Raw genomic sequence first — 22,032 nt, forward strand, 5'->3', positions numbered from 1 at the left:
TATTATAGAAAAACGCCTCGGTTCCCGGGGCGTTTTTTATTTTTAGCCTATGGTATCTTTTATTTCAGGAGTTCTTAAGGAACTCATTTCTTCAGAAGAAAATATTTCAGAAATCATCTTTATTCTTCCCAGCAAACGTGCGGGAAGTTTTCTATTAAAAGAACTTTCTGCTTTAAGCGAAAATCACATTTTCGCCCCAAAAGTTTATAGTATTGAAGAGTTCACAGAAGTAATTTCTAAAATAAAAACTGTAGATAATACCCTTACTCTTTTCGAATTTTATAATGTCTACAAGAAAATTACACCAATAGAGGAACAGGAAGATTTTGAAACTTTTACGGCCTGGGCACAAAGCCTTATCCACGATTTTAATGAAATAGACCGTTATTTAATAGATTACAAAAGTTTTTTTAATTACCTGGCAGATATTCAGGACCTAAAACATTGGTCTATCCAGGAACCCAAAACCGAATTGATAAATAATTATTTATCGTTTTGGAATAGTTTACCGGCATTTTACGAAGCCTTAAAAGAAGAATTACTTTCCAAAAACACCGGCTACCAGGGTTTAATTTATAGGAAAGCCTCAGAAAATATTACAGAATACACCCAAACCAACAAAGCCCGGCACCTTTTTATCGGTTTTAATGCCCTAAATACTGCTGAGCAACTAATAGTTCAACATCTATTAGAAAACGATCGTGCAGAGATCTATTGGGACTTAGATGAGGTTTTCGTAAAAGACCGCCAGCACGATGCGTCCCTTTTTATAAATCAGTATTTAAAAGACTGGCCGGTTTATAAGAAGAAGAAAGCTAAGCTTAACGTAAACGAGTATTATAAAGCTAAAAATATTCAAATTACCGGCGTTCCCAAAAATGTGGGACAGGCCAAATATTTAGGAGAATTATTGGCGAATTTAGATGAAGAAACACTACAGGAAACCGCCGTGGTTTTAGGAGAAGAAGATCTTTTGTTACCGGTTTTAAACAGTTTACCACCCAATGTAAAGGATTTAAACATTACAATGGGATTTCCGCTTAAAAATGCGCCAATTGCTTCTTTGTTTGATAGGTTATTTCAAATTCACCAAAACACCGGTTCGGCATATTATTATAAAGATGTGATCTCGGTAATTAATCACCCCGCTTTAAACGAAATTCTAAAGAAGGAAACCGAAGTTTTTATAGACAAAATCCAGTCAGAAAACACGGTAAATCTTTCAGAAAAAGAAATTATAAAATCGTTTTCTGCTGAAGCAAAATCTTTAATAAAAGCTTGTTTTAGAAGTTGGGATAACTCGCCTAAAAAAGCCTTAGAAGCTTTTCAGGAAATTATAAACCAGGTTAAAATTCATTTAAAAAGCAGTGAAAACAAGCTTGGGCTTGAGTTTTTATATCATTTTCATGTGCTTTTTAATAAGCTGGAAAACCTCAACGAAGCTTATCCACATCTAAAAAGTATTAAATCACTTTACCAGTTTTATAAAGAAATAATGAGTACCCAAAGCCTGGATTTCCAGGGAAGGCCGTTTAAAGGTTTACAGCTTATGGGAATGCTGGAATCTCGCGCTTTAGATTTTAAAAATGTGATTATTTGCTCGGTTAACGAAGGCGTTTTACCTTCGGGTAAATCGGGGAGTTCTTTTATTCCGTTCGATTTAAAACAAACTTACAAACTGCCCACTTACAAAGAGAAAGACGCGGTTTATACCTATCACTTTTACAGGCTTTTACAACGCGCTCAAAATGTGCATTTGCTTTATAATACAGAAACCGACGGGTTGAATTCCGGAGAAAAAAGCAGGTTTCTTACTCAGCTGGAAATTGAGAAACAACCAGGACATCAGCTCACGCATGCTATGGTGAGTCCAAAAGTTCCGGCAATTAAAAATGAACTTCGGGAAGTGAAAAAAACTCCTGAAATCATGGAGAAGATCCAATCTCTCGCTACTTATGGCTTCTCCCCTTCTGCCCTAACTTCTTATATTAGAAATCCGCTTGACTTTTACAGGCAGTACGTTCTAGATGTTCGTGGTAGCGAAGAAGTTGAGGAAACAGTAGCTTACAACACATTGGGGACGGTGGTACATGATAGCCTTGAGAATTTTTATAAACCGCTGGAAAACCAAATACTCACGGAAGAGTATATAAAAGATTTTAAAGCTAGGATCCAGGAAGAGATCACGCTTCAGTTTAAAAAATCTTATATGAACGGACCGGTAAGCCAGGGAAAAAACCTGTTGATTTATGAAGTGGCCAAACGTTATTTACGCAACTTTTTAAACCTGGAATTAGACAGACTGAAATCCGAAGAAATTAAAATCCTAAAAATTGAGAAAACTTTAAAATCTGAAATTAGGATAGAGCATCTTGATTTTCCGATCTTTATGCACGGAAAAGTTGATCGTGTGGAAAATGCTGACGGTATAACCAGAATTATTGATTATAAAACGGGGAAGGTAACCCAGGATAAAATTGAAATTGTAGATTGGGAAGATCTGACTTCAGATTACGATAAATACAGCAAAAGTTTCCAGGTTTTGGCATATACTAAGATGATGCAAGATCAAAGCTCGATAGATTTACCGGTTGAAGCCGGCATTATTTCATTTAAAAATTTAAAAAGCGGATTCCTGAAATTCGGCAAAAAAGATAAACCAAGAACAAAAAATAAAGAAACTGCTATAAATAAGGAGATTCTAGGCGCATTTGAGATAGAATTAAAGAAACTAATTACCGAAATTTGCGATCCCGAAATTCCTTTTAAAGAAAAAGAAATATAAAAAACCTATGGAAATCACTAAAAGAACTAACCTCCAGATAGATGGAAAGCACAATAAACCTATTCTTATAGATTTAATTTTTAACGACGATAAGAAACCCAAGCCAATCATAATTTTTTGCCACGGTTATAAAGGTTTTAAAGATTGGGGCGCCTGGGATAAAATGGGAGAATTTTATGCCGAAAAAGGTTATTTCTTCGTGAAATTCAACTTTTCTCATAACGGGACTTCTCCAGAAAACCCAACCGAATTTTTAAATATTGAAGCCTTTGGAGATAATAATTATATAAAGGAGTTAGATGACCTCCAAACCGTTATAGACTGGGTGCTAACCCCAGATTTTGACCAGGCTCAACAAATAGATGTGAAGAGTATTAACCTGATTGGGCATTCCCGAGGTGGCGGAATTGCAATTATAAAAGCTGCTGAAGAAGAAAGAATTAACAAGCTTATTACCCTAGCCGCGGTAAGTGATTTTGCTTCTCGTTTCCCGAAAGAAAAAGAACTGGAAGCCTGGGAGAAAAAAGGCGTACAATACATAAAAAATACACGTACCGGGCAGCAATTACCGCATCATTACCAATTCTATAAAAATTTTAGAGAAAACAGGGAGCGCTTAAATATTCAAAAAGCAACCAAAAAGCTGGATATTCCTCATTTTATTGCTCACGGAAGTAATGACACCACGGTATCTATTGCCGATGCCGGGAATTTATTTGAATGGAGTGCTATTTCTAAATTGCTTTTGGTAGAAAATGCCGATCACGTTTTTGGTATTTCCCACCCGTGGAATAAAGATGAATTAACTAAAGAATTTCAGCACGTGCTCAACAGAACAGCAACTTTTCTCGATGCCAGCGTTCAGGATCTAAAAGATGAATACATAGATAACGACGAAGCTGATTCTTAAGCTTATTAAAAGAATATTTTCACTAAAAACGGTCTTGAGTTAATTCTTAAGATCGTTTTTTATTTTAAATAAATCGTCATTCTGAATTTAGTTCAGAATCTAATATTTTGATAATCTAAACATGTTAGAAGCTGAAACAAGTTCAGCTTGACGAAAACCTTGTTTAGACAGCGTGGTTTGTGAAGAATATCGCCCCGAAGCGTCGTGGGAACCGATGCCTTCCCGATCTTGCATCGGGACGCACTAGCCAGCTCTCAATATTTTGAAAATTAAAAAGTTCGGAAATAAAAAAACCACCGCGAAAAACGGTGGTTTTGTGGAGAATATCGGAGTCGAACCGATGACCTTTTGGCTGCCAGCCAAACGCTCTAGCCAGCTGAGCTAATCCCCCAATTGGAAGGCAAATGTAATAATTTTCTGTAAATTCCAACAAAGAACTTTTATTTATTATTGTTGATTAAAAAATGATTAGAAAAGCTAACCTAAACGATCTCAGGAAGATCAAGAAACTAACCGAAGCCTGTGCAAAAGCGCTTCAGCAACAAAATATCTTTCAATGGAATGAACATTATCCCTCCCTGGAAAAGCTTCAAAACGATATTGAGAAGCAAGAATTATATGTTTTTGAGAAAGAGAATAGGATTATCGCCATTATAGTTCTTACTCCCAATATGGATGAAGTTTACCGAAATATAAACTGGCTTAGCAAAACCGGCAATAATCTTTATGTTCACAGGCTGGCCACGCACCCAGAATTCTGGGGAAAAGGATACGCCAGGAAAATGATGGATTTTGCTGAAGAATTCGCTAAAAACAAGAATTTTACCTCTATAAGGTTAGATACCTTCAGTAAAAATATTCGCAATCAAAAATTCTACGAAGCCCGTGGATACACCAAACTTGGTGATGTCTATTTTCCGCATAAAAATGAACATCCTTTTCACTGCTACGAAAAACTTTTAGCAACTTCTTTAAACGAAAACTGAGAAGAACCTTTAAGAAATTAGTCTTGCGATGAGGCTTTACAATAAAGCATTTTATATTTGCTGCTGAAAATAACCGCTGTTGGAATCTTCTGTTAGTTTTAAAAATATAAACCGAATTGCCATTCCCGCAATTATCGCCGGGATTGCCGAGCCGTTAATCTCGCTTACAGATATTGCGGTAATTGGAAATGTAGAAAAAAACTCGGTTGAAGCGCTGGCTGCGGCAGGAATTGTAGGTTCATTTCTTTCAGCGATTATTTGGATCGTAGCTCAAACAAAAACCGCTATTTCTGCCATTGTTTCCCAACATCTGGGCGCAAACCGAATTCACGCGGTAAAAACGCTTATTCCGCAGGCTATATATTTCAATTTTGTTTTTAGCCTGGTGATCTATGCTACCACCGCATTTTTCGCAGAATCAATCTTTAGCGCATATAACGCCGAAGGTTTGATCTTACAATATTCTGAAGATTATTATCAAATCCGTGCCTTGGGCTATCCGTTAACTTTGGTGACTTTTGCCATATTTGGCGTTTTCCGTGGGCTTCAAAACACGCTTTGGGCAATGAAATGTAGTCTTGCCGGAGCCGCAGTAAATGTAGGATTAGATTTTCTACTGGTTTACGGAATTGACGGACTGATTCCTGCGATGCATCTTAAAGGCGCCGCTTATGCCAGTCTTGCTGCACAAGGGACAATGCTAGTGATGGCACTATGGTTTTTCTTTAAAAAAACGCCTTTTCACTTAAAGCTGAGCTTGAATATAAATCCGCGTTTAAAAGGGCTTTTACTTATGGCCGCCAACCTTTTTGTAAGAACGGCAGCCTTAAATTTCGCCATTTACCTGGCCAATGCCTACGCCACAGATTACGGGAAAAACTATATCGCCGCTCAAAGTATTTTGATGAACATCTGGCTTTTCTTTAGCTTTTTTATAGATGGTTATGCGAACGCCGGGAACGCGATTGGCGGGAAATTACTCGGCGCCAGGGATTACAGGAATTTATGGGAACTCAGTAAAAAAATAAGTAAATACGCAGTATTGATCGCCTTTATGCTAATGGCAATCTGCGGACTGTTCTACAATCAAATTGGGTTAGTTTTCAATAAGGATGTTGCCGTCCTGGCCATATTCTCATCGGTTTTTTGGATCGTACTATTAATGCAACCGGTAAATGCCATCGCTTTTATGTTCGACGGAATTTTTAAAGGTTTGGGCGAGGCAAAATATCTACGGAATTTACTTTTAGTAGCCACATTTCTGGGCTTTACTCCTGCCCTTTTAATTTCAGATTATTACGGTTTAAAACTCTACGGAATCTGGATCGCGTTTTTCGTCTGGATGCTTATTCGAAGCGCCGGTTTGGTCATTAAATTCAGAAGAAAATATTTACAGAAAGAAGTTTGAGTTTTCAGTTGGCAATCTTTAGTGAGCAGTTTGCAGTCTCAGTGGGATTCGATACAAAAATTTTGAAAAACCGTGATGTTGACGTTTTAAAGCAGCGCTTTGGAATCTTTTTCCGCATTATAAGTTTTGTTTTTGCGTTAAAAAATCTTGAAACCCTGGAAAGGTTTTAGCAAAACAGAACTGGTTTTCAACTTTGCTGAAAAATACCTTGGAAAAAGCGCCTTTTCTTTTGTTTCGTTTTCTTTGGGCGAACAAAGAAAATGAAAAATAAGCTGTTCGAAGGTTTTAATTAAATCACTGGTATTCCTAATGTAAATAAATTGCATCAATGGTAGAAGAAGATTTATGTTCTAATATTGAATTTTAAATTATTGAACCAAAAAAATTTATTTCAGCGTTAATCTTTCTAAATTTGGGTACTCAGCTAACTGAAAATTTAAATTTATGTCTACCACGCGTGAAAACGGAAGTTTATATACCAATATTGAAAATGGAATCGCCCACTTAGAATTTGGCCATCCTGCCAGTAATTCTTTCCCTTCAGAGTTATTAGATCGCCTTGAGATAGAGTTTCAGAAATTATCTGAAGACGACAGCGTAAAAGTGATTTTATTGAAATCTGAAGGAGAAAAAGCCTTTTGTGCCGGCGCCTCTTTTGACGAACTTGTAGCGATTGAAACTATGCAGGCCGGAAAATTATTCTTTTCGGGTTTTGCCAAAGTTTTAAACGCGATGCGTAACTGTAAAAAACTCATCGTTGGCCGTATCCAGGGAAAAACCGTTGGCGGTGGTGTTGGATTGGTTGCTGCTTGCGATTATGCTATGGCTACTGATGCTGCTGCAGTAAAACTTTCAGAAATTAGCATAGGTATTGGTCCGTTTGTAATTGCCCCGGCCGTAGAGCGCAAAATTGGTGTTGGCGCACTTGGAGAGTTGAGTCTAGCTGCCCACGAATGGAAAAACGCTTATTGGGCCAAAGATAAAGGCTTATATGCCCGCGTGTTTGAAAGTCTAAAAGAGCTTGATAAGGAGGTAACTATTTTTACCGAAAAACTGGCTTCCTATAATCCCGAAGCACTTTACGAAATGAAACAAATGCTGTGGAAAAATACAGATCATTGGGATAAATTACTGGCTGAAAGAGCTGCAATTTCGGGAGAATTAGTACTTTCAGATTTTACTAAAAATGCTTTAGCTAAATATAAAAAATAAAAATATGCGCTTACTTTACTTGAACACCAACGGCGGCCAAATTCAAGATCTGGGGGTTTCTATCGGTTCGGCTTTGGCTGATAATTTCTTGGTACTACTTTTTAGTTTCCTTTTAATTTTAGCACCGCTAATCTTTTTTCATCGCAGAAGGATCAGAAATAAAAAACTTCATTCTCAAAATGGTTAAAAACCACAGCGCAGGAAATTAGCATCATTATAACATATTCCTTAGTGAGAAAAGTGTAATTTCCACTCTAGAAATAAGCCTATGAGTTTACCGCAGGAACATTTACCAAAAGACCGCGACGCAACCAGCGAACAGGAATGGGGTTTTACCATCTGGGAGTTTATTGCCGACAACTGGCTTTACCTGATGGGTATTTTACTTATTCTTGCCATTTTTCTTTATGCTCGCTATAACTGGAGAAGAAGGCAGCAAAAAAGCCGCATGAACTAATGGGAGAAGATACCTGGGAATTTCTAAGTTTTCTAAGCGGAATGGGATTCTGGCTTATATTAGCGCTGGTTTTAATTGTTGTGGTACTTTATAAAAAATTCAACAAATAACCCGCGCGGGCTAATTTCTGCCCAGCCAGAAAAAGCCTTTCTTTGTTTCGAGAAAAATCTAGGAGAAGTTAATTTCGGTTATCGAGTTTTTAACCAACCCGTAATACTTAATCTTGCAGTTTGTACCGGTTTCACCTCATGCTCCAGCACCTGACTTTCAAAAATTACAACACGACCTGGCATTGGATAAATAGCTTTTGAAACCTCAACCCCATTTTCTTCGGAATAAATTACCAATTCCCCTCCATTTTCCGGCTTCCAGTCTTCTTCGTTTAAATAACAAACCATAGAAAGTTTTCTTCTCCCGTCATTCTGAAATGTGTCCAGATGTCGCTGATAAAAAGTACCTTCAGGATAAAGAGCATAATGGAATTCTTTAGTTAAAATTCCCAGGAAACAGGTTTTATTTAAATAGGATACTAACGAATTGATTTTGTTGAAAAACAGGTTTTCGGCTTTTCCCGCTTCAGCTTCGTTAAGCCATAAAATAAAATCCCCGCGAATAGATTTCGCAACAATTTCATTGTTTTTATTACCAATCGCCGCCTTTTTGAATTGCGCTTCTTCAAATTTCGATTTTAAAGAATTGCGAAGCATTGCAACTTCTTCAGCATTAAAAAAATCGTCTACAGTACAGTATTGATTTTCAACTAAATCGGTAATAATGTTTTCGTAAAAAGGATTTTCTATAAAATCCAGTTGTTCAAAAAGTTCGGGAGCAGTTTCTGTTATCATTTTTCATTAAAAAAACGGGCAAATATACAACAGAAACATAATTGCAGGACCAAAAAAATATAACGCTAAAAAACCCTTAACTTTGCCAAAAATAACGCGAGATGAGCAAGATTAGAATTACCAAACAGTTCTCTTTTGAAACCGGCCACGCTCTTTATGGCTACGACGGAAAATGCCGAAACGTACACGGCCACAGCTATAAACTTAGTGTTTGTGTGATTGGAGAACCTATTACCGATAAAGATAATGTGAAGTTTGGGATGGTAATAGATTTTGGAGATTTGAAAAAGATCGTAAAATCTGAAATTGTAGATAAGTTTGACCATGCCACGGTTTTTAACAAGAATACGCCTCACGTAGAGCTTGCTAAAGAATTAAAAAATCGAGGACATCACGTTATTCTGGTAGAATACCAACCCACCAGCGAAAATATGGTGGTAAATTTTGCTGAAAAGATTCAAAAACATTTACCGGAGCATATAAAACTACACTCGCTAAAACTCCAGGAAACCGAATCCAGTTTTGCGGAATGGTTTGCAAACGATCAATAAGCCCCCCATCCCCCGAAGGGGGAGTGAAACCCGTGAGCTCTTTTTCTAAAATATTATATTTACAGCTTAGAATTATCATAAATGACTATTCCCGAAGGCAAAAAAGTTTATTTCTCCAGTGATAATCACCTTGGTGCACCTACTCAAGAAGAAAGTAGACCAAGGGAAATTAGATTTGTAAAATGGCTGGATGAAATTAAAGAAGACGCTGCTGCTATTTTTCTTCTCGGTGATCTTTTTGACTTCTGGTTTGAGTATAAACACGCCGTGCCTAAAGGTTTTGTAAGGGTTCTAGGGAAACTTGCAGAAATTAAAGACAGCGGAATCCCGATCTATTTTTTTGTAGGGAATCACGATTTGTGGATGGAAAGTTATTTTCAAGACGAACTTAGTATCCCCGTATTTCGTAAGCCTAAAGAATTTGAATTCAATAATAAAACCTTTCTTGTGGGCCACGGAGACGGCCTGGGACCCGGAGACCACGGTTATAAACGAATGAAAAAGGTTTTTACCAATCCGTTTTCAAAATGGCTTTATCGTTGGTTGCATCCAGATTTAGGCATTCCTCTGGCGCAGTATTTTTCAGTAAAAAATAAAGCGATCTCGGGAGACCAGGAGCAAAAATTTTTAGGAGAAGAAAAGGAATGGCTTATTCAATATTGTAGGCGAAAATTAGAAGAAAAGCATTACGATTACTTTCTTTTTGGCCACCGGCATTTACCCCTGGAAATCGACCTAAACGGAAAATCGACCTATATCAACACCGGCGACTGGATAGACTTTTACACCTACGCGGTTTTTGATGGTGAGAAGACAGTTTTAAAGAAATTAGAATTTTAATTCCTCCCACAGCCAGTCAAATAATTTTCCAGGTTTAATTTAAATAAAGTTCCTTCTATTAAGTCTGAAATTTGCTCCAGTTCTACTGCACTTACCGCGAAATCCATTTTTTCAAGTGGAGATCTCAACAGAATGTTCCTACAGGATTTTTCACTGGTACAATTACCACAATTATAATATTTAGCTGCTTTTAAATTATTGGAAAAATGTTGAATTTCTTCAGGTAACAAATAGAAACCCATATCCTTAAAAACCATTTGTATCCTGGCAGGATCAGCATTCGGTAAATTATTTTTCCACCGAAAAGAAATTCCCAATTTGTTGTGATAAATTACAGCTACATCATCCATTTTAAAATAATTTACTCGATAATCGAGATTTAAAAACTCCGAAGCTTGCTTCGAAATAAGTTACCCAAATATAAAATTATTATTTAAAATGAATCTAAATAGAAAAGATTTATTCGCTGATATCTTTTAATTTTAACTGAATAGAAATATTCCCGTTCCATTCATTTTCATCTAAAGAATACACCGCTTTAAAGGTTTTCTTTTCTGAAATTGTTTCAAATTTTTCTCCCAGTCCGAAACCAATCATATCAAACATTGCCGATTTTCCTTGCTGTACAACCTTGCACTTAAGATGCGCTTCATCTGCTCCCACACATTTCCCATAACCGGTATCGGTGAGGTTTTGCGTCATAAAAACCGGACTCATATTCCCCGGCCCAAAAGGAGCAAATTGCTTTAGAATTCTAAAGAATTTCGGAGTAATTTCATCCAGATTGATTTCGGCATCTACTGCAATCTCAGGAGTTAGCAGCCGCCTATCTATAGTTTCAGAAACCACCGACTCGAACTTCGCTTTAAAATTTTCATATTCCGAAACTTCCAAAGTCAATCCTGCTGCATATTTATGTCCGCCAAACTGCTCAATATGTTCTTTACAGGCTTCCAAAGCATTATACACATCAAAACCCTTCACCGAGCGAGCTGAAGCCGCCAGTTTCTCTCCGCTTTTAGTAAAAACCAGTGTGGGCCGATAATAAGTTTCGGTTAGACGGGATGCTACAATACCAATCACGCCTTTATGCCAGCCTTCGTGATAAACCACGGTACTATAGCGTTCCTGCTCCTGTAACTCTTCAATTTGATCTAATGCTTCAACCGTTATCGCCTTATCGGTAGTTTTTCTTTCGGCGTTAAAATTCTCTATTTCCCCAGCGAATTCCATGGCGGTCGCTTCGTCTTCTTCGGTAAGTAAATTCACGGCGTGCAAACCGTGCTTCATTCTTCCGGCTGCATTTATACGCGGTGCAATAATAAAAACTACATCAGTTATCGTGAGTTTATCCTTCTTAACCTGTGCCAGAATTGCTTTAAAACCAGTTCTCGGTGCTACGTTAATAACATTTAAACCGTGATAGGCCAGAATTCTGTTTTCCCCGGTTATAGGTACGATATCGGCTCCAATGGCAGTAGCAACCAAATCCAGATAAGGCAACAAAACCTCGGGCTTTCCTCCTCTTTTAGAGTTTATAGCCTGGATCAATTTAAAACCAACCCCGCAACCACAAAGTTCTTTATATGGATATTCACAATCTTCGCGCTTGGGATCCAGCACTGCAACGGCTTCAGGAATAGTTTCTCCCGGCCGGTGGTGATCACAAATAATAAAATCAATTCCTTTTTCAGCGGCATAAGCCACTTTATCAATGGCTTTTATTCCACAATCCAGTGCAATAATCAGCGAAATTTCGTTATCTGCCGCAAAATCAATTCCCTGGTAAGAAATACCGTAACCTTCAGTATACCTGTCGGGAATATAGGTCGCAATATTCGGAGTAAGGGTTTTTAAGTAAGAAGACATCAAAGCCACACTTGTAGTTCCGTCTACATCATAATCGCCATAAACCATAATATTTTCTTCGGAAGCAATTGCCTGCTGAATTCGGTTTACAGCCACATCCATATCTTTCATCAGGTAGGGATCGTGCAGCTCTTCCAAACTGGGCCTGAAAAACTTTTTTGCAGCTTCAAAAGTCATTATTCCACGCTGCGCTAAAAGTGTCGCCACAGGCGTTTCCACCCCTAATTCTTCGGCAAGTTTATTAACAACTAAAGAATCGGGTTTAGGTTTTAAAGTCCAGCGCATCGTAAGTTTTTTTCAAAAATACGTATAGTATTTCAATACCAATAAGGGGGAATTCACTAAAACAGATTAATAGAAATTTTTCAGCAATTAATAATAATCCCTAATTTCACGCTTTAGGATTTATAGATAAAATATGATCAAAATTATACAGGGCCAGCTCGTAGATATTAAAAACAGGAAGATTTTTCCTGCGGAAATAAGCATTGAGCATGGAAAGATTAAAAAGATTGAAGAAAAAGAGCACGAAGTAAAAAGCTTTCTGCTTCCCGGGTTTATAGATGCGCATATACATATTGAAAGTTCTATGTTGGTCCCTACCGAGTTTGCCCGTTTAGCTGCTATTCACGGTACGGTGGCTACAGTTTCAGATCCTCATGAGATTGCCAATGTCTTGGGGAAAGAAGGCGTTAAGTTTATGATTGAAAATGGAAAGAAAAGTCCGTTGAAATTTAACTTTGGCGCGCCTTCCTGTGTGCCGGCTACCAATTTTGAAACTTCGGGAGCAGTTATTAATGCTGATGATACTAAAGACCTATTGGCGCTTCCTGAAATAAAATATCTCGCGGAAATGATGAATTATCCCGGCGTGATCTTCGAAGATGAAGAAGTGATGAAGAAAATTGCCTGGGCTAAACATTTTAATAAACCCACCGATGGCCATGCACCCGGATTGCGCGGAGAAGACGCTAAAAAATATGCTGAAGCCGGTATTTCTACAGACCACGAATGTTATACCGCTGAAGAAGCCGAGGAAAAGCTTTGTTTGGGAATGAAGATACTCATTCGCGAAGGCAGCGCCGCTAAAAACTTTGAAGCGCTTATAGATCTGCTGCCGGAACATTATAAAAATATGATGTTTTGTTCAGACGACAAACATCCCGACGACCTGATTTTAGGACATATTAACCAGCTTTGTGCCAGGGCAGTTGCAAAAGGTATAGATGTATTTAAGGTGCTGGAAGTCGCTTGTATTAATCCAATAAATCACTATAATTTAGAAGTCGGACAATTAAAAGTGGGCGATCCCGCCGATTTTATTTCGGTAAAAGACCTGACCAACTTTGAAGTTTTACAAACTTATATTGATGGTGAGCTAGTTGCTGAAAATGGTAAATCTCACATCAAATCTTCTCCATTCGAAAAGCCGAATAATTTTAATACTTCATCCAAAAAGCCGGAAGATTTCAAAATAAAAGCAGCCGGTAATACTATTAAAGTTATTGAAGCGCTGGATGGTGAACTTATTACTAATGAAATTCAACAGAAAGCTTTAGAAAAGGACGGGGAACTAATTTCAGATAATGAAAATGATATTTTAAAAATCACGGTTGTAAACCGTTATGAGGACAAAGCTCCTGCAGTAGCATTTATAAAGAATTTCGGATTAAAAAAAGGAGCGATAGCAAGTTCCGTAGCGCACGATTCTCATAATATTATTGCTATGGGAACTTCAGACGAAGAAATTTGTAACGCGGTAAACCTCATCATTAAGCATAAAGGAGGAATTTGTAGCGTGAATGGAAATGATGAAAAAGTACTTCCGCTGCCAATTGCCGGAATTATTAGCGATAAAGATGGTTGGGAAACCGGAAAATTATACGAGGAAATTGATAAAATGGCCAAAGATTTGGGCAGCACCCTAAAAGCTCCTTTTATGACCCTTTCTTTTATGGCGCTCTTAGTAATTCCCGATCTAAAACTTTCGGATAAAGGCCTATTTAGCGGAAAAAAGTTTGATTTTGTTGAGTTGGCAGAGTAATTAACACGGTTAGCCAATCAATCTATAATTTTATGAATCCTGGTTTGTAATTTGGGTACCACCTCTTTCTCAAACCAGGGATTTTTACTTCTCCAAAAACGGTTCACCGGCGAGGGATGCGGCAAACACCAATAATCAGGTAAAAAATCCTGGTAAGAACTTACTTTCTCGGTAAGATTTAATTTCCCGGGCAGGTAATAATTTGCTGCATAAGCTCCAATTAAAATGGTGAGTTCAACATTATTTAATTCTGAAAGAATAGTATCGTGCCACATTGGTGCACATTCTTTGCGAGGTGGTGCATCCCCGGTTTTGGCTTTTCCGGGATAGCAAAATCCCATAGGAAGAATCGCAAAATTATTGGTATCGTAGAAAGTGCTTTCGTCTACTCCCAGCCATTCCCGAAGCTTTTTCCCGCTTTGATCATTCCAGGCAATCCCCGATTCGTGGACTATTCTTCCCGGCGCCTGACTTATTAAAACAATTTTAGATTCTTTAGTGGCTTCAACAATAGGTTTTGCTCCAAGCGGCAGATGCTTTTCACAAAATTTGCAGGCCCTGGCTTCTTCTAGCAATTGCTGCATTAAGATTTTCCTTTTACTACAATTACAATTTCACCTTTAGGCGGTTTTTTGGTGTAATGCTGAAGAACCTCAGCTGCCGTACCGCGAATTGTTTCTTCGTGAAGTTTGGTAATTTCCCGCGAAACCGAAACCGGCCTGTCTTCGCCAAAATACTTTGAAAAATGTTTTAAGGTTTTCAGCAATTTATGAGGCGATTCGTAAAAAATCATAGTTCGGGTTTCTTCTGCAAGTAAATTCAAGCGGGTTTGGCGGCCTTTTTTTACCGGTAAAAAACCTTCAAAAATAAATTTATCATTTGGAAATCCACTGTTTACCAGCGCCGGAACAAAAGCCGTAGCGCCTGGAAGGCAATCTACTTCTATGCCTGCTTCAACACAAGCGCGCGTTAATAAAAACCCGGGATCTGAAATTGCGGGAGTTCCGGCATCACTTATCAGCGCAATATTTTCGCCGCTTTTAATCCGTTCAACAATGTGATCTACTGTTTTATGCTCGTTGTGCATATGGTGACTTTGCATATGCGTACCAATATCAAAATGCTTTAAGAGTTTCCCGCTATTTCGGGTGTCTTCGGCAAGAATTGTATCTACTTCTTTTAGCACTTTTACCGCCCTAAAAGTCATATCGTCCAAATTTCCTATTGGCGTTGGAACCAGGAATAATTTTCCCATTAAAGCGAATTTAATTACTAAATTTGTTCTCTATTTTGGCCATAAATCGCTCTTCATAATCTTCTTTTCCTTCCCAGTGGTTGTAATCTGGCTTTACTACCAACTGGATAAATTTTTGGGCTTCATCTAAAGAACTAAAAGTATTTAACTGGGAAAGTACCCGATTATAATCTGAAGAATTTCCGTCAAATAGATTTTTTATAAATGAAAGTCGTTCGTTAAGACCAATATTAATTCCTTTTTTCAACCTGTCATTTACAGACTTTGGTCTTTGATCTTTTTGCCGATTATTCAAGGGTTCAAAATCGGGAAGATTATCATAATCTACCCCAATATTTCTAAAGTCGTTTTTGGGAGCTTCGGTTTTTGGCTTTGGTGGCTCTTCTTCCATTTGAAGAGATTGCTGTTGCGCAGGTGGTGCCTGTGGTTTAGGATTTGCCTGTTCTATAAGCTCATCTACCCGCTCAGATTCTGCAGGCATTTGCGCTACAATATCTTTAATTTTTTCGGTATTGGGTTCTGTAATTGCATCGGCATCTTCCCGGTATTCCGTTCCATCTGGGGCGTAATCGTCACGTTCGTGCTGTACCGGTGCTTTAGCCTGAACCTTCTTCTCAATCTTAGGTGTTGGTGTGGCTTCAGGAGCTTCAAATGCCTCAAGATTTTTTTCGGTGAAATTCAATATAGAAAGTTGCTCATATAAGGTTGCCGCTTTTAATTTAAGCGCTTTGGTATCTAGATTTTCTTTTTCAGAAATTATTTCTTCGGCAAGTTTTACTAAGTCTTTTTTAAGTCTGTTTTTCATTTTTCAGCAATATTTATGAACCCACTTTTTATTTAAATTCTCTCTCAAGTTTCAATATAACACTTACAAAAAAAGTGCCTTAATCTGGTTTAATAACTTTAGTGGTTACCAACCGCTAATGGCTTGTATTTTTAATAAATTTGTTCCACCTTTATCAAAAAGGGCAAGTTCCCATTTCGATTTGAAAATTACAAAATGTTTCTCGAAAATACAGTAAATCACGAAGAGCAATTTGGCTGGATTGAAGTTATTTGCGGCAGTATGTTCTCTGGCAAGACCGAAGAACTAATTCGCCGTTTAAAAAGAGCGCAGTTCGCCAAACAAACCGTAGAAATCTTTAAACCCGCCATAGACACGCGTTATGACGAGGAAATGGTGGTTTCTCATGATTCTAATGAAATTAGGTCTACTCCCGTCCCTTCGGCGTCCAATATCAGGATTCTTGCCGATGGTTGTGATGTGGTAGGAATAGACGAAGCCCAGTTTTTTGATGATGAAATCGTTACCGTTTGCAACGATCTCGCAAATAGAGGAATTCGGGTAATTGTGGCCGGATTGGATATGGATTTTAAAGGAAATCCTTTTGGTCCTATGCCCTATCTTATGGCTACTGCAGAGTATGTGACCAAAGTTCACGCAGTTTGCACCCGCACTGGGAATCTGGCACAATTTAGCTATAGAAAAGCGATTAATGACGACTTGGTTTTTCTAGGGGAAAACGAAGAATACGAACCTTTAAGCCGTGGTGCATATTACAAAGCTATGCTTAGGGAAAGGGTTAAAAAATTAGATGTGAAAGATGCCGAAGAATTGCAACCTAACCTAAAGAAAAAGAATGCCTAAAGCCGAAGAAACCGTTCTGGAAATAGACCTTAACGCCTTAGCTCATAATTTTAAAACCATAAAATCGCAGTTAAAACCGGGCGTTAAATTTATGTCGGTTATTAAAGCTTATGCCTACGGAAATGATTCTGTAGCAATGGCTCGTAAATTAGAAGACCTGGGCACCGATTATTTTGCGGTTGCTTATACCGAAGAAGGCATTAGATTGCGGGAAGCGGGAATTAGTAAGCCTATTTTAATACTGCACCCACAACCCGTAAATTATCCTGAAATAATTGAACATTGCCTGGAGCCTAATTTATACAGTGCAAGAACGCTTCAACTTTTTATAGAGCTCGCTGAAAAGCAAAATCAGAAAGATTATCCGGTACATCTAAAATTCAATACGGGAATGAACCGTCTTGGCTTTACTGAGGCCGATTATCATCATATTCCGGAGAAATTAAAGAAAACGAAATCGGTAAAAATAGCTTCTGCCTTTTCCCATTTAGCAGCCAGCGAAGATTGGAAAGAACGGGAGTTTACCCTTTCTCAAATCTATAAATTCAAAGATCTGGCGGGTAAACTTTTGGATGATATTGGCTACGAACCGCTTTTGCATCTTTGTAATACCTCAGCGATTTTTAACTATCCTTCTGCCACTTTTTCTATGGTAAGAAGCGGCCTGGGACTTTATGGTTTCGCCAATGACGATAACCTCAACAAAAAATTAAAACCTGTTGGCACTTTTAAATCGGTTATTTCTCAAATTCAGAATTTAGAAGAAGGAGACACGGTGGGTTATGGCCGTGCTTTTAAAGCCGAAAAAACTACAAGAATAGCTACACTTCCGGTTGGCCATGCCGATGGTATAAAACGTATTTACGGCCACGGAAAAGCCGGGGTTTTTATTAATGGTGAATACGCTCCTATTGTTGGTAATGTTTGTATGGATATTATTATGATAAACGTTACCCACATTGACTGTAAGGAAGGTGATGAAGTAATAATTTTTGGCGGCCCCCAAAATGTGCCCGAATTTTCAGCCAAAGGAGGAACCGTTTCTTATGAGCTTATCACCGGAATTTCCCAAAGAGTAAAACGGATAATTATTCAATAGTTAAATGAATTTTTCTAGCGAATTATTGTGTAATTTGGTTAGCTACTAATCCAATCAGAATTTATCATGAGTTTTATTCAAGATTTTAAAAAGTTTATGCTCAAGGGTGATATTATAGCCCTTGCTACCGCGGTGGTAATAGGTGCCGCTTTTAACAAAATCATTGCTTCTGTAGTGGCAGATGTTATTATGCCTATTATTGGTTTAATTACCGGAGGAACAGATTTTTCACAGAAATTTATCTCGTTAGATGGCGTTTCCTACGAAACATTAGAAGCAGCAAAAGAAGCTGAAGCCGCTGTAATTACCTACGGAAATTTAATAGATACCATTATTCATTTTATAATCGTAGCATTTTTTATATTTTTGGTATTACGGGCTTACGAAAAGACGAAGAAAGAAAAAGAAGCCCCAAAATTGGTGGAGCCAAAAGGCCCAACCCAGGAAGATTTGCTTACCCAAATTAGGGATGAGCTAAAAAAACAGAATAGTACGACTTAAAATTCTTAAAGATACGAGCACCGCTATACTGCTCATTTTAAATAAATCGTAATTTAATTAAACCCCACAGGAAACTGTGGGGTCTTTTTTTAACGAAAATCATTAATTAGTTTAAAAACAATAATTCTTTTCAATTTTAGGTTCTGAAAGTGGGTTAGTTAAGTTCTGGTCAATAAATTTGCGGCTTGTTTTAAGAACATTTTTTAACCAAAAGAAATTACCCAAATAAGGTTTCTGCCAAAGCGGAAATGACTAAAATAAATAGTTTTCCGCCTACGCGGAAAAAGACAAAAGTTTAAAATTATGAGAATAGCAGTTGTAGGCGCTACCGGGATGGTAGGCGAGATCATGTTAAAAGTTTTAGCCGAAAGGAATTTTCCGATTACCGAATTATACCTGGTTGCTTCAGAAAGGTCAGTTGGGAAAAAGATCAATTTTAAAGGAAAAGACTATGAAGTAATTGGTTTGCAAACGGCAGTAGATCTTAAACCGGATATTGCGCTATTTTCAGCCGGCGGAGAAACTTCTTTAGCATGGGCTCCAAAATTCGCCGCAAACGGAACAACGGTAGTAGATAATTCTTCGGCCTGGAGAATGGATGAAACCAAAAAACTGGTAATTCCAGAAATTAATGCTTCTGAGTTAACTAAAGAAGACAAGATTATTGCCAATCCAAACTGTTCTACCATCCAGTTGTTGATGGCTTTAAAGCCGCTGCACGATGCTTTCAAAATTAAACGCGTTATCGTTTCTACTTACCAGTCTATCACCGGTACCGGCGTAAAAGCGGTAGAGCAATTGGAAAATGAGTACAAAGGTGAAAAAGGCGAAATGGCCTATCCTTATCCTATTCATAAGAATGCACTTCCGCATTGCGATGTGTTCCAGGAAAACGGGTATACCAAAGAAGAGATGAAACTTACCAAAGAAACCAAAAAGATCCTAGGAGATGAATCGGTCTTGGTGAGTGCTACCGCGATTAGAATTCCCGTTGTTGGCGGACATTCAGAATCTGTGAATATTGAATTTGAAAATGAATTTGATGAAGCTGAAGTAAGAAAAATTTTAAGTCAATTTCCAGGGGTAACCGTACAGGACAATCCTGATACCAACACTTACCCTATGCCTATTTATGCTGAAGGAAAAGATGATGTTTTTGTTGGAAGAATCCGTAGGGATTATTCACAACCTAAAAGTTTAAATATGTGGGTGGTGGCCGATAATCTTAGAAAAGGCGCAGCTACCAATACCATACAAATTGCCGAATACCTGATTAAAAATAAGTTAGTGTAAACGGTAGCAAACAAAAAATTAACTAATGCCTGTAAAATTGTAACTTACAGGCATTTTTTAGTACTAACTGTTTGTATCAAAACATAATTTATGAAAAAAACATTACCCGGAATTTTTGCACTCGCCGTCCTGGCTTCCTGCAACGATTCTAAATCAGAAAAAGAAATCAGTTTGAATTATCCTGAAACCAAAAAAGTAGATACGGTAACCGATTATTTTGGCACCGAAGTAAAAGATCCATATAGATGGCTGGAAGACGATCGTAGCGAAGAAACCGAAGAATGGGTAAAAGCCCAAAATGAGGTGACTTTCGATTATCTAAACAGCATTCCGTATAAAAAAGAGCTTGAAGAAAGACTTTCTGAAATATGGAATTATGAAAAAATAAGTGCTCCTTTTGAAGAAGGTGATTACACCTATTTCTATAAAAACGATGGTTTACAAAATCAATACGTGGTTTATAGAAAAAAAGGTGAAGATGGTAAAACAGAAGTTTTCCTGGATCCTAATAAATTCAGTGAAGACGGGACTACTTCCCTTGCAGGCTTAAGTTTCTCTAAAGATGGCAGCAAAGCCGCTTACGCTATTTCTGAAGGTGGTAGCGACTGGAGAAAAATAATCATTATAGATGCCGAAAATAAAGAACGTATAGAAGATACCATTCAAAATGTAAAATTCAGTGGAATTTCGTGGAAAGGAAACGAAGGCTTTTACTATTCAAGCTACGAAAAACCTGAAGGTAGCGAGCTTTCAGCAAAAACAGATCAGCATAGGTTATTTTACCATAAACTGGGAACTCCACAGAGCGAAGACAAAGTAATCTTTGGAGATTCTGAAGAGCAAAAACATCGTTATGTTGGTGGTGGCGTTTCAGAAGATGACCGGTTTTTATTTATTTCTGCAAGGAATTCAACCTCTGGAGGAAAACTTTTTATGATGGATCTTTCTAAAGAAAATCCTGAACTGGTTACTATTTTAGACCACGAAAACACCGATAGCTACGTAATTACCAACGAAGACAGCAAATTGTTCATTGTTACCAATATGGACGCGCCAAATCGTAAGGTGGTGATCGTAGATGCTGCAAATCCTTCTCCTGAAAACTGGGAGGATTTTATTCCTGAAACCGAAAACGTATTAAGCCCTTCTACAGGCGGTGGCTATTTCTTTGCCGAATATATGGTAGACGCGGTTTCTGAAGTAAAACAATACGATTATGAAGGAGAGTTAGTTCGTGAAGTTGAACTTCCGGGAATTGGTTCTGCAGGCGGATTTGGTGCTAAAAAAGAAAAAGAAGAATTATATTATTCTTTCACAAATTATGTAACTCCGGGTACCATCTACAAATACAATATTGAAGAAGGAACTTCTGAAGTTTATAACAAACCGAACATAAAATTCAATCCAGACGATTACGAAAGCAAGCAGGTTTTTTACACCTCGAAAGACGGGACAAAGGTTCCTATGATTATTACCCACAAAAAAGGCCTTGAGCTTGACGGAAAGAACCCAACGATGCTTTATGGTTATGGAGGATTCAATGTTAGTTTAACGCCTTCTTTTAGCACTGCAAATGCGATTTGGATGGAACAAGGCGGTGTTTACGCCGTGCCAAACCTTAGAGGTGGTGGTGAATATGGTAAAGAATGGCATGATGCCGGTATAAAACTTAAAAAACAAAACGTTTTTGACGATTTTATCGCTGCCGCGGAATACTTAATTGAAGAGAATTATACTTCCAGCGATTACCTGGCCATTCGTGGTGGTTCTAACGGCGGACTTTTAGTTGGAGCAACAATGACCCAGCGTCCAGATCTTATGAAAGTGGCTCTACCGGCTGTTGGCGTAATGGATATGCTACGTTATCATACTTTCACCGCAGGTGCAGGTTGGGCTTACGATTATGGAACTGCAGAAGATAGTGAAGAAATGTTTAAATACCTTCTTGAGTATTCGCCGGTGCACAACCTTGAAGAAGGAACTGAATATCCAGCAACTTTGGTAACCACGGGAGATCACGACGATCGTGTGGTGCCTGCGCATTCTTTTAAATTTGCCGCTGAATTACAGGATAAACATGCAGGGAAAGAACCAGCTTTAATCAGGATTGAAACCAAAGCCGGTCACGGTGCAGGGAAACCTACAAAAATGATTATTGAAGAATATGCCGATATTTTTGGTTTCACCCTTTATAATATGGGCTTTGACACGTTACCTAATAAAACGGAAGAAGAAGTAAAAGGATAATTTTTTTTATTATCTCAAAGAGGCTGTCTGAAATGTCTAGTTTCGTAAAGCTGAATCTGTTTCAGCTTCTAAGATGTTTTGA

General features: G+C 38.0%; 20 protein-coding genes and 1 tRNA gene. 14 read left to right on the plus strand and 7 right to left on the minus strand.

Annotated elements, in window-relative coordinates; genetic code table 11:
- Positions 1-49 precede the first annotated feature (49 nt).
- Positions 50-2,785, plus strand: a complete 2,736-nt coding sequence (locus J0871_RS03595; RefSeq protein ID WP_208223493.1) for a PD-(D/E)XK nuclease family protein — start codon at positions 50-52, stop codon at positions 2,783-2,785.
- 7 nt (positions 2,786-2,792) lie between these two features.
- Positions 2,793-3,695, plus strand: coding sequence for an alpha/beta fold hydrolase (locus J0871_RS03600; protein WP_208223494.1), 903 nt, complete (start codon positions 2,793-2,795; stop codon positions 3,693-3,695).
- Between the two features lie 317 nt (positions 3,696-4,012).
- On the opposite strand, the gene J0871_RS03605 is transcribed toward J0871_RS03600, so the two are convergent.
- Positions 4,013-4,086: transfer RNA gene (locus J0871_RS03605), tRNA-Ala, on the minus strand.
- A gap of 73 nt (positions 4,087-4,159) precedes the next feature.
- On the opposite strand from J0871_RS03605, the gene J0871_RS03610 reads away from it, so the two are divergent.
- From J0871_RS03610 to J0871_RS03625, 4 genes are all read left to right on the plus strand, one after another.
- On the plus strand, positions 4,160-4,681 hold the full coding sequence (locus J0871_RS03610) for a GNAT family N-acetyltransferase (RefSeq protein WP_208223495.1): 522 nt from the start codon (positions 4,160-4,162) through the stop codon (positions 4,679-4,681).
- A gap of 79 nt (positions 4,682-4,760) precedes the next feature.
- Complete coding sequence (locus tag J0871_RS03615) at positions 4,761-6,089, plus strand: MATE family efflux transporter (protein ID WP_208223496.1); 1,329 nt, start codon at positions 4,761-4,763, stop codon at positions 6,087-6,089.
- A gap of 444 nt (positions 6,090-6,533) precedes the next feature.
- Positions 6,534-7,301 (plus strand): enoyl-CoA hydratase/isomerase family protein, encoded by a 768-nt coding sequence (locus J0871_RS03620; protein ID WP_208223497.1) that lies wholly within the window; start codon positions 6,534-6,536, stop codon positions 7,299-7,301.
- 268 nt (positions 7,302-7,569) lie between these two features.
- Positions 7,570-7,758 (plus strand): hypothetical protein, encoded by a 189-nt coding sequence (locus tag J0871_RS03625; protein WP_057480960.1) that lies wholly within the window; start codon positions 7,570-7,572, stop codon positions 7,756-7,758.
- A gap of 188 nt (positions 7,759-7,946) precedes the next feature.
- Here J0871_RS03625 and J0871_RS03630 read toward each other — a convergent pair whose 3' ends face one another.
- Entirely contained in the window at positions 7,947-8,603 is a 657-nt protein-coding gene (locus tag J0871_RS03630; RefSeq protein WP_075325327.1) for a 2OG-Fe(II) oxygenase, read from the minus strand.
- Positions 8,604-8,704: 101 nt separating this feature from the next.
- On the opposite strand from J0871_RS03630, the gene J0871_RS03635 reads away from it, so the two are divergent.
- Positions 8,705-9,154, plus strand: a complete 450-nt coding sequence (locus J0871_RS03635; protein WP_208223499.1) for a 6-carboxytetrahydropterin synthase — start codon at positions 8,705-8,707, stop codon at positions 9,152-9,154.
- Positions 9,155-9,235: 81 nt separating this feature from the next.
- Positions 9,236-9,994: a UDP-2,3-diacylglucosamine diphosphatase gene (locus J0871_RS03640; protein ID WP_075325329.1), complete on the plus strand. Its 759-nt coding sequence runs from the start codon at positions 9,236-9,238 to the stop codon at positions 9,992-9,994.
- Here J0871_RS03640 and J0871_RS03645 read toward each other — a convergent pair.
- Both J0871_RS03645 and recJ read right to left on the minus strand, forming a co-directional pair.
- Positions 9,991-10,344, minus strand: coding sequence for a hypothetical protein (locus J0871_RS03645; protein ID WP_208223501.1), 354 nt, complete (start codon positions 10,342-10,344; stop codon positions 9,991-9,993). The genes J0871_RS03640 and J0871_RS03645 overlap by 4 nt on opposite strands.
- A 109-nt stretch (positions 10,345-10,453) precedes the next feature.
- Positions 10,454-12,148 (minus strand): single-stranded-DNA-specific exonuclease RecJ, encoded by a 1,695-nt coding sequence (recJ, locus tag J0871_RS03650; RefSeq protein WP_208223503.1) that lies wholly within the window; start codon positions 12,146-12,148, stop codon positions 10,454-10,456.
- 133 nt (positions 12,149-12,281) lie between these two features.
- Between recJ and ade the strand changes: the two genes are divergently transcribed.
- Positions 12,282-13,907 carry an adenine deaminase gene (gene ade / locus J0871_RS03655; protein ID WP_208223505.1) on the plus strand — a complete coding sequence of 542 codons (1,626 nt, stop codon included), beginning with the start codon at positions 12,282-12,284 and terminating at the stop codon, positions 13,905-13,907.
- A gap of 17 nt (positions 13,908-13,924) precedes the next feature.
- Here the strand turns inward: ade and J0871_RS03660 are convergent, their stop codons facing one another.
- Genes J0871_RS03660 through J0871_RS03670 form a run of 3 tightly spaced genes read right to left on the minus strand, consistent with a single transcriptional unit; the run spans position 13,925 to position 15,967 of the window.
- Positions 13,925-14,491, minus strand: coding sequence for a uracil-DNA glycosylase family protein (locus J0871_RS03660; RefSeq protein WP_208223507.1), 567 nt, complete (start codon positions 14,489-14,491; stop codon positions 13,925-13,927).
- Complete coding sequence (gene rsmI, locus J0871_RS03665) at positions 14,491-15,162, minus strand: 16S rRNA (cytidine(1402)-2'-O)-methyltransferase (protein WP_208223508.1); 672 nt, start codon at positions 15,160-15,162, stop codon at positions 14,491-14,493. The genes J0871_RS03660 and rsmI overlap by 1 nt, the downstream gene beginning before the upstream one ends.
- Positions 15,163-15,172: 10 nt before the next feature.
- On the minus strand, positions 15,173-15,967 hold the full coding sequence (locus J0871_RS03670) for a hypothetical protein (RefSeq protein WP_208223510.1): 795 nt from the start codon (positions 15,965-15,967) through the stop codon (positions 15,173-15,175).
- A 195-nt stretch (positions 15,968-16,162) separates the two neighbouring features.
- Here J0871_RS03670 and J0871_RS03675 point away from each other — a divergent pair, with 195 nt between their 5' ends.
- The 5 genes from J0871_RS03675 (at position 16,163) to J0871_RS03695 (ending at position 21,950) form a co-directional block, all read left to right on the plus strand.
- Entirely contained in the window at positions 16,163-16,810 is a 648-nt protein-coding gene (locus J0871_RS03675) for a thymidine kinase (protein ID WP_070054255.1), read from the plus strand.
- Positions 16,803-17,909 carry an alanine racemase gene (gene alr / locus J0871_RS03680; protein WP_208223511.1) on the plus strand — a complete coding sequence of 369 codons (1,107 nt, stop codon included), beginning with the start codon at positions 16,803-16,805 and terminating at the stop codon, positions 17,907-17,909. Before J0871_RS03675 ends, alr begins: the two co-directional genes overlap by 8 nt.
- Positions 17,910-17,975: 66 nt before the next feature.
- Positions 17,976-18,410 carry a large conductance mechanosensitive channel protein MscL gene (gene mscL / locus J0871_RS03685; protein WP_075325337.1) on the plus strand — a complete coding sequence of 145 codons (435 nt, stop codon included), beginning with the start codon at positions 17,976-17,978 and terminating at the stop codon, positions 18,408-18,410.
- A gap of 303 nt (positions 18,411-18,713) precedes the next feature.
- Positions 18,714-19,703: an aspartate-semialdehyde dehydrogenase gene (locus J0871_RS03690; RefSeq protein ID WP_208223518.1), complete on the plus strand. Its 990-nt coding sequence runs from the start codon at positions 18,714-18,716 to the stop codon at positions 19,701-19,703.
- 90 nt (positions 19,704-19,793) lie between these two features.
- The gene (locus tag J0871_RS03695; protein WP_208223520.1) at positions 19,794-21,950 is read left to right on the plus strand and encodes a prolyl oligopeptidase family serine peptidase; all 2,157 of its coding nucleotides are present in this window, start codon (positions 19,794-19,796) and stop codon (positions 21,948-21,950) included.
- Positions 21,951-22,032 lie beyond the last annotated feature (82 nt).

Origin of the sequence: Salegentibacter sp. BDJ18 (assembly GCF_017579965.1) — a bacterium.
GTDB lineage: Bacteria > Bacteroidota > Bacteroidia > Flavobacteriales > Flavobacteriaceae > Salegentibacter.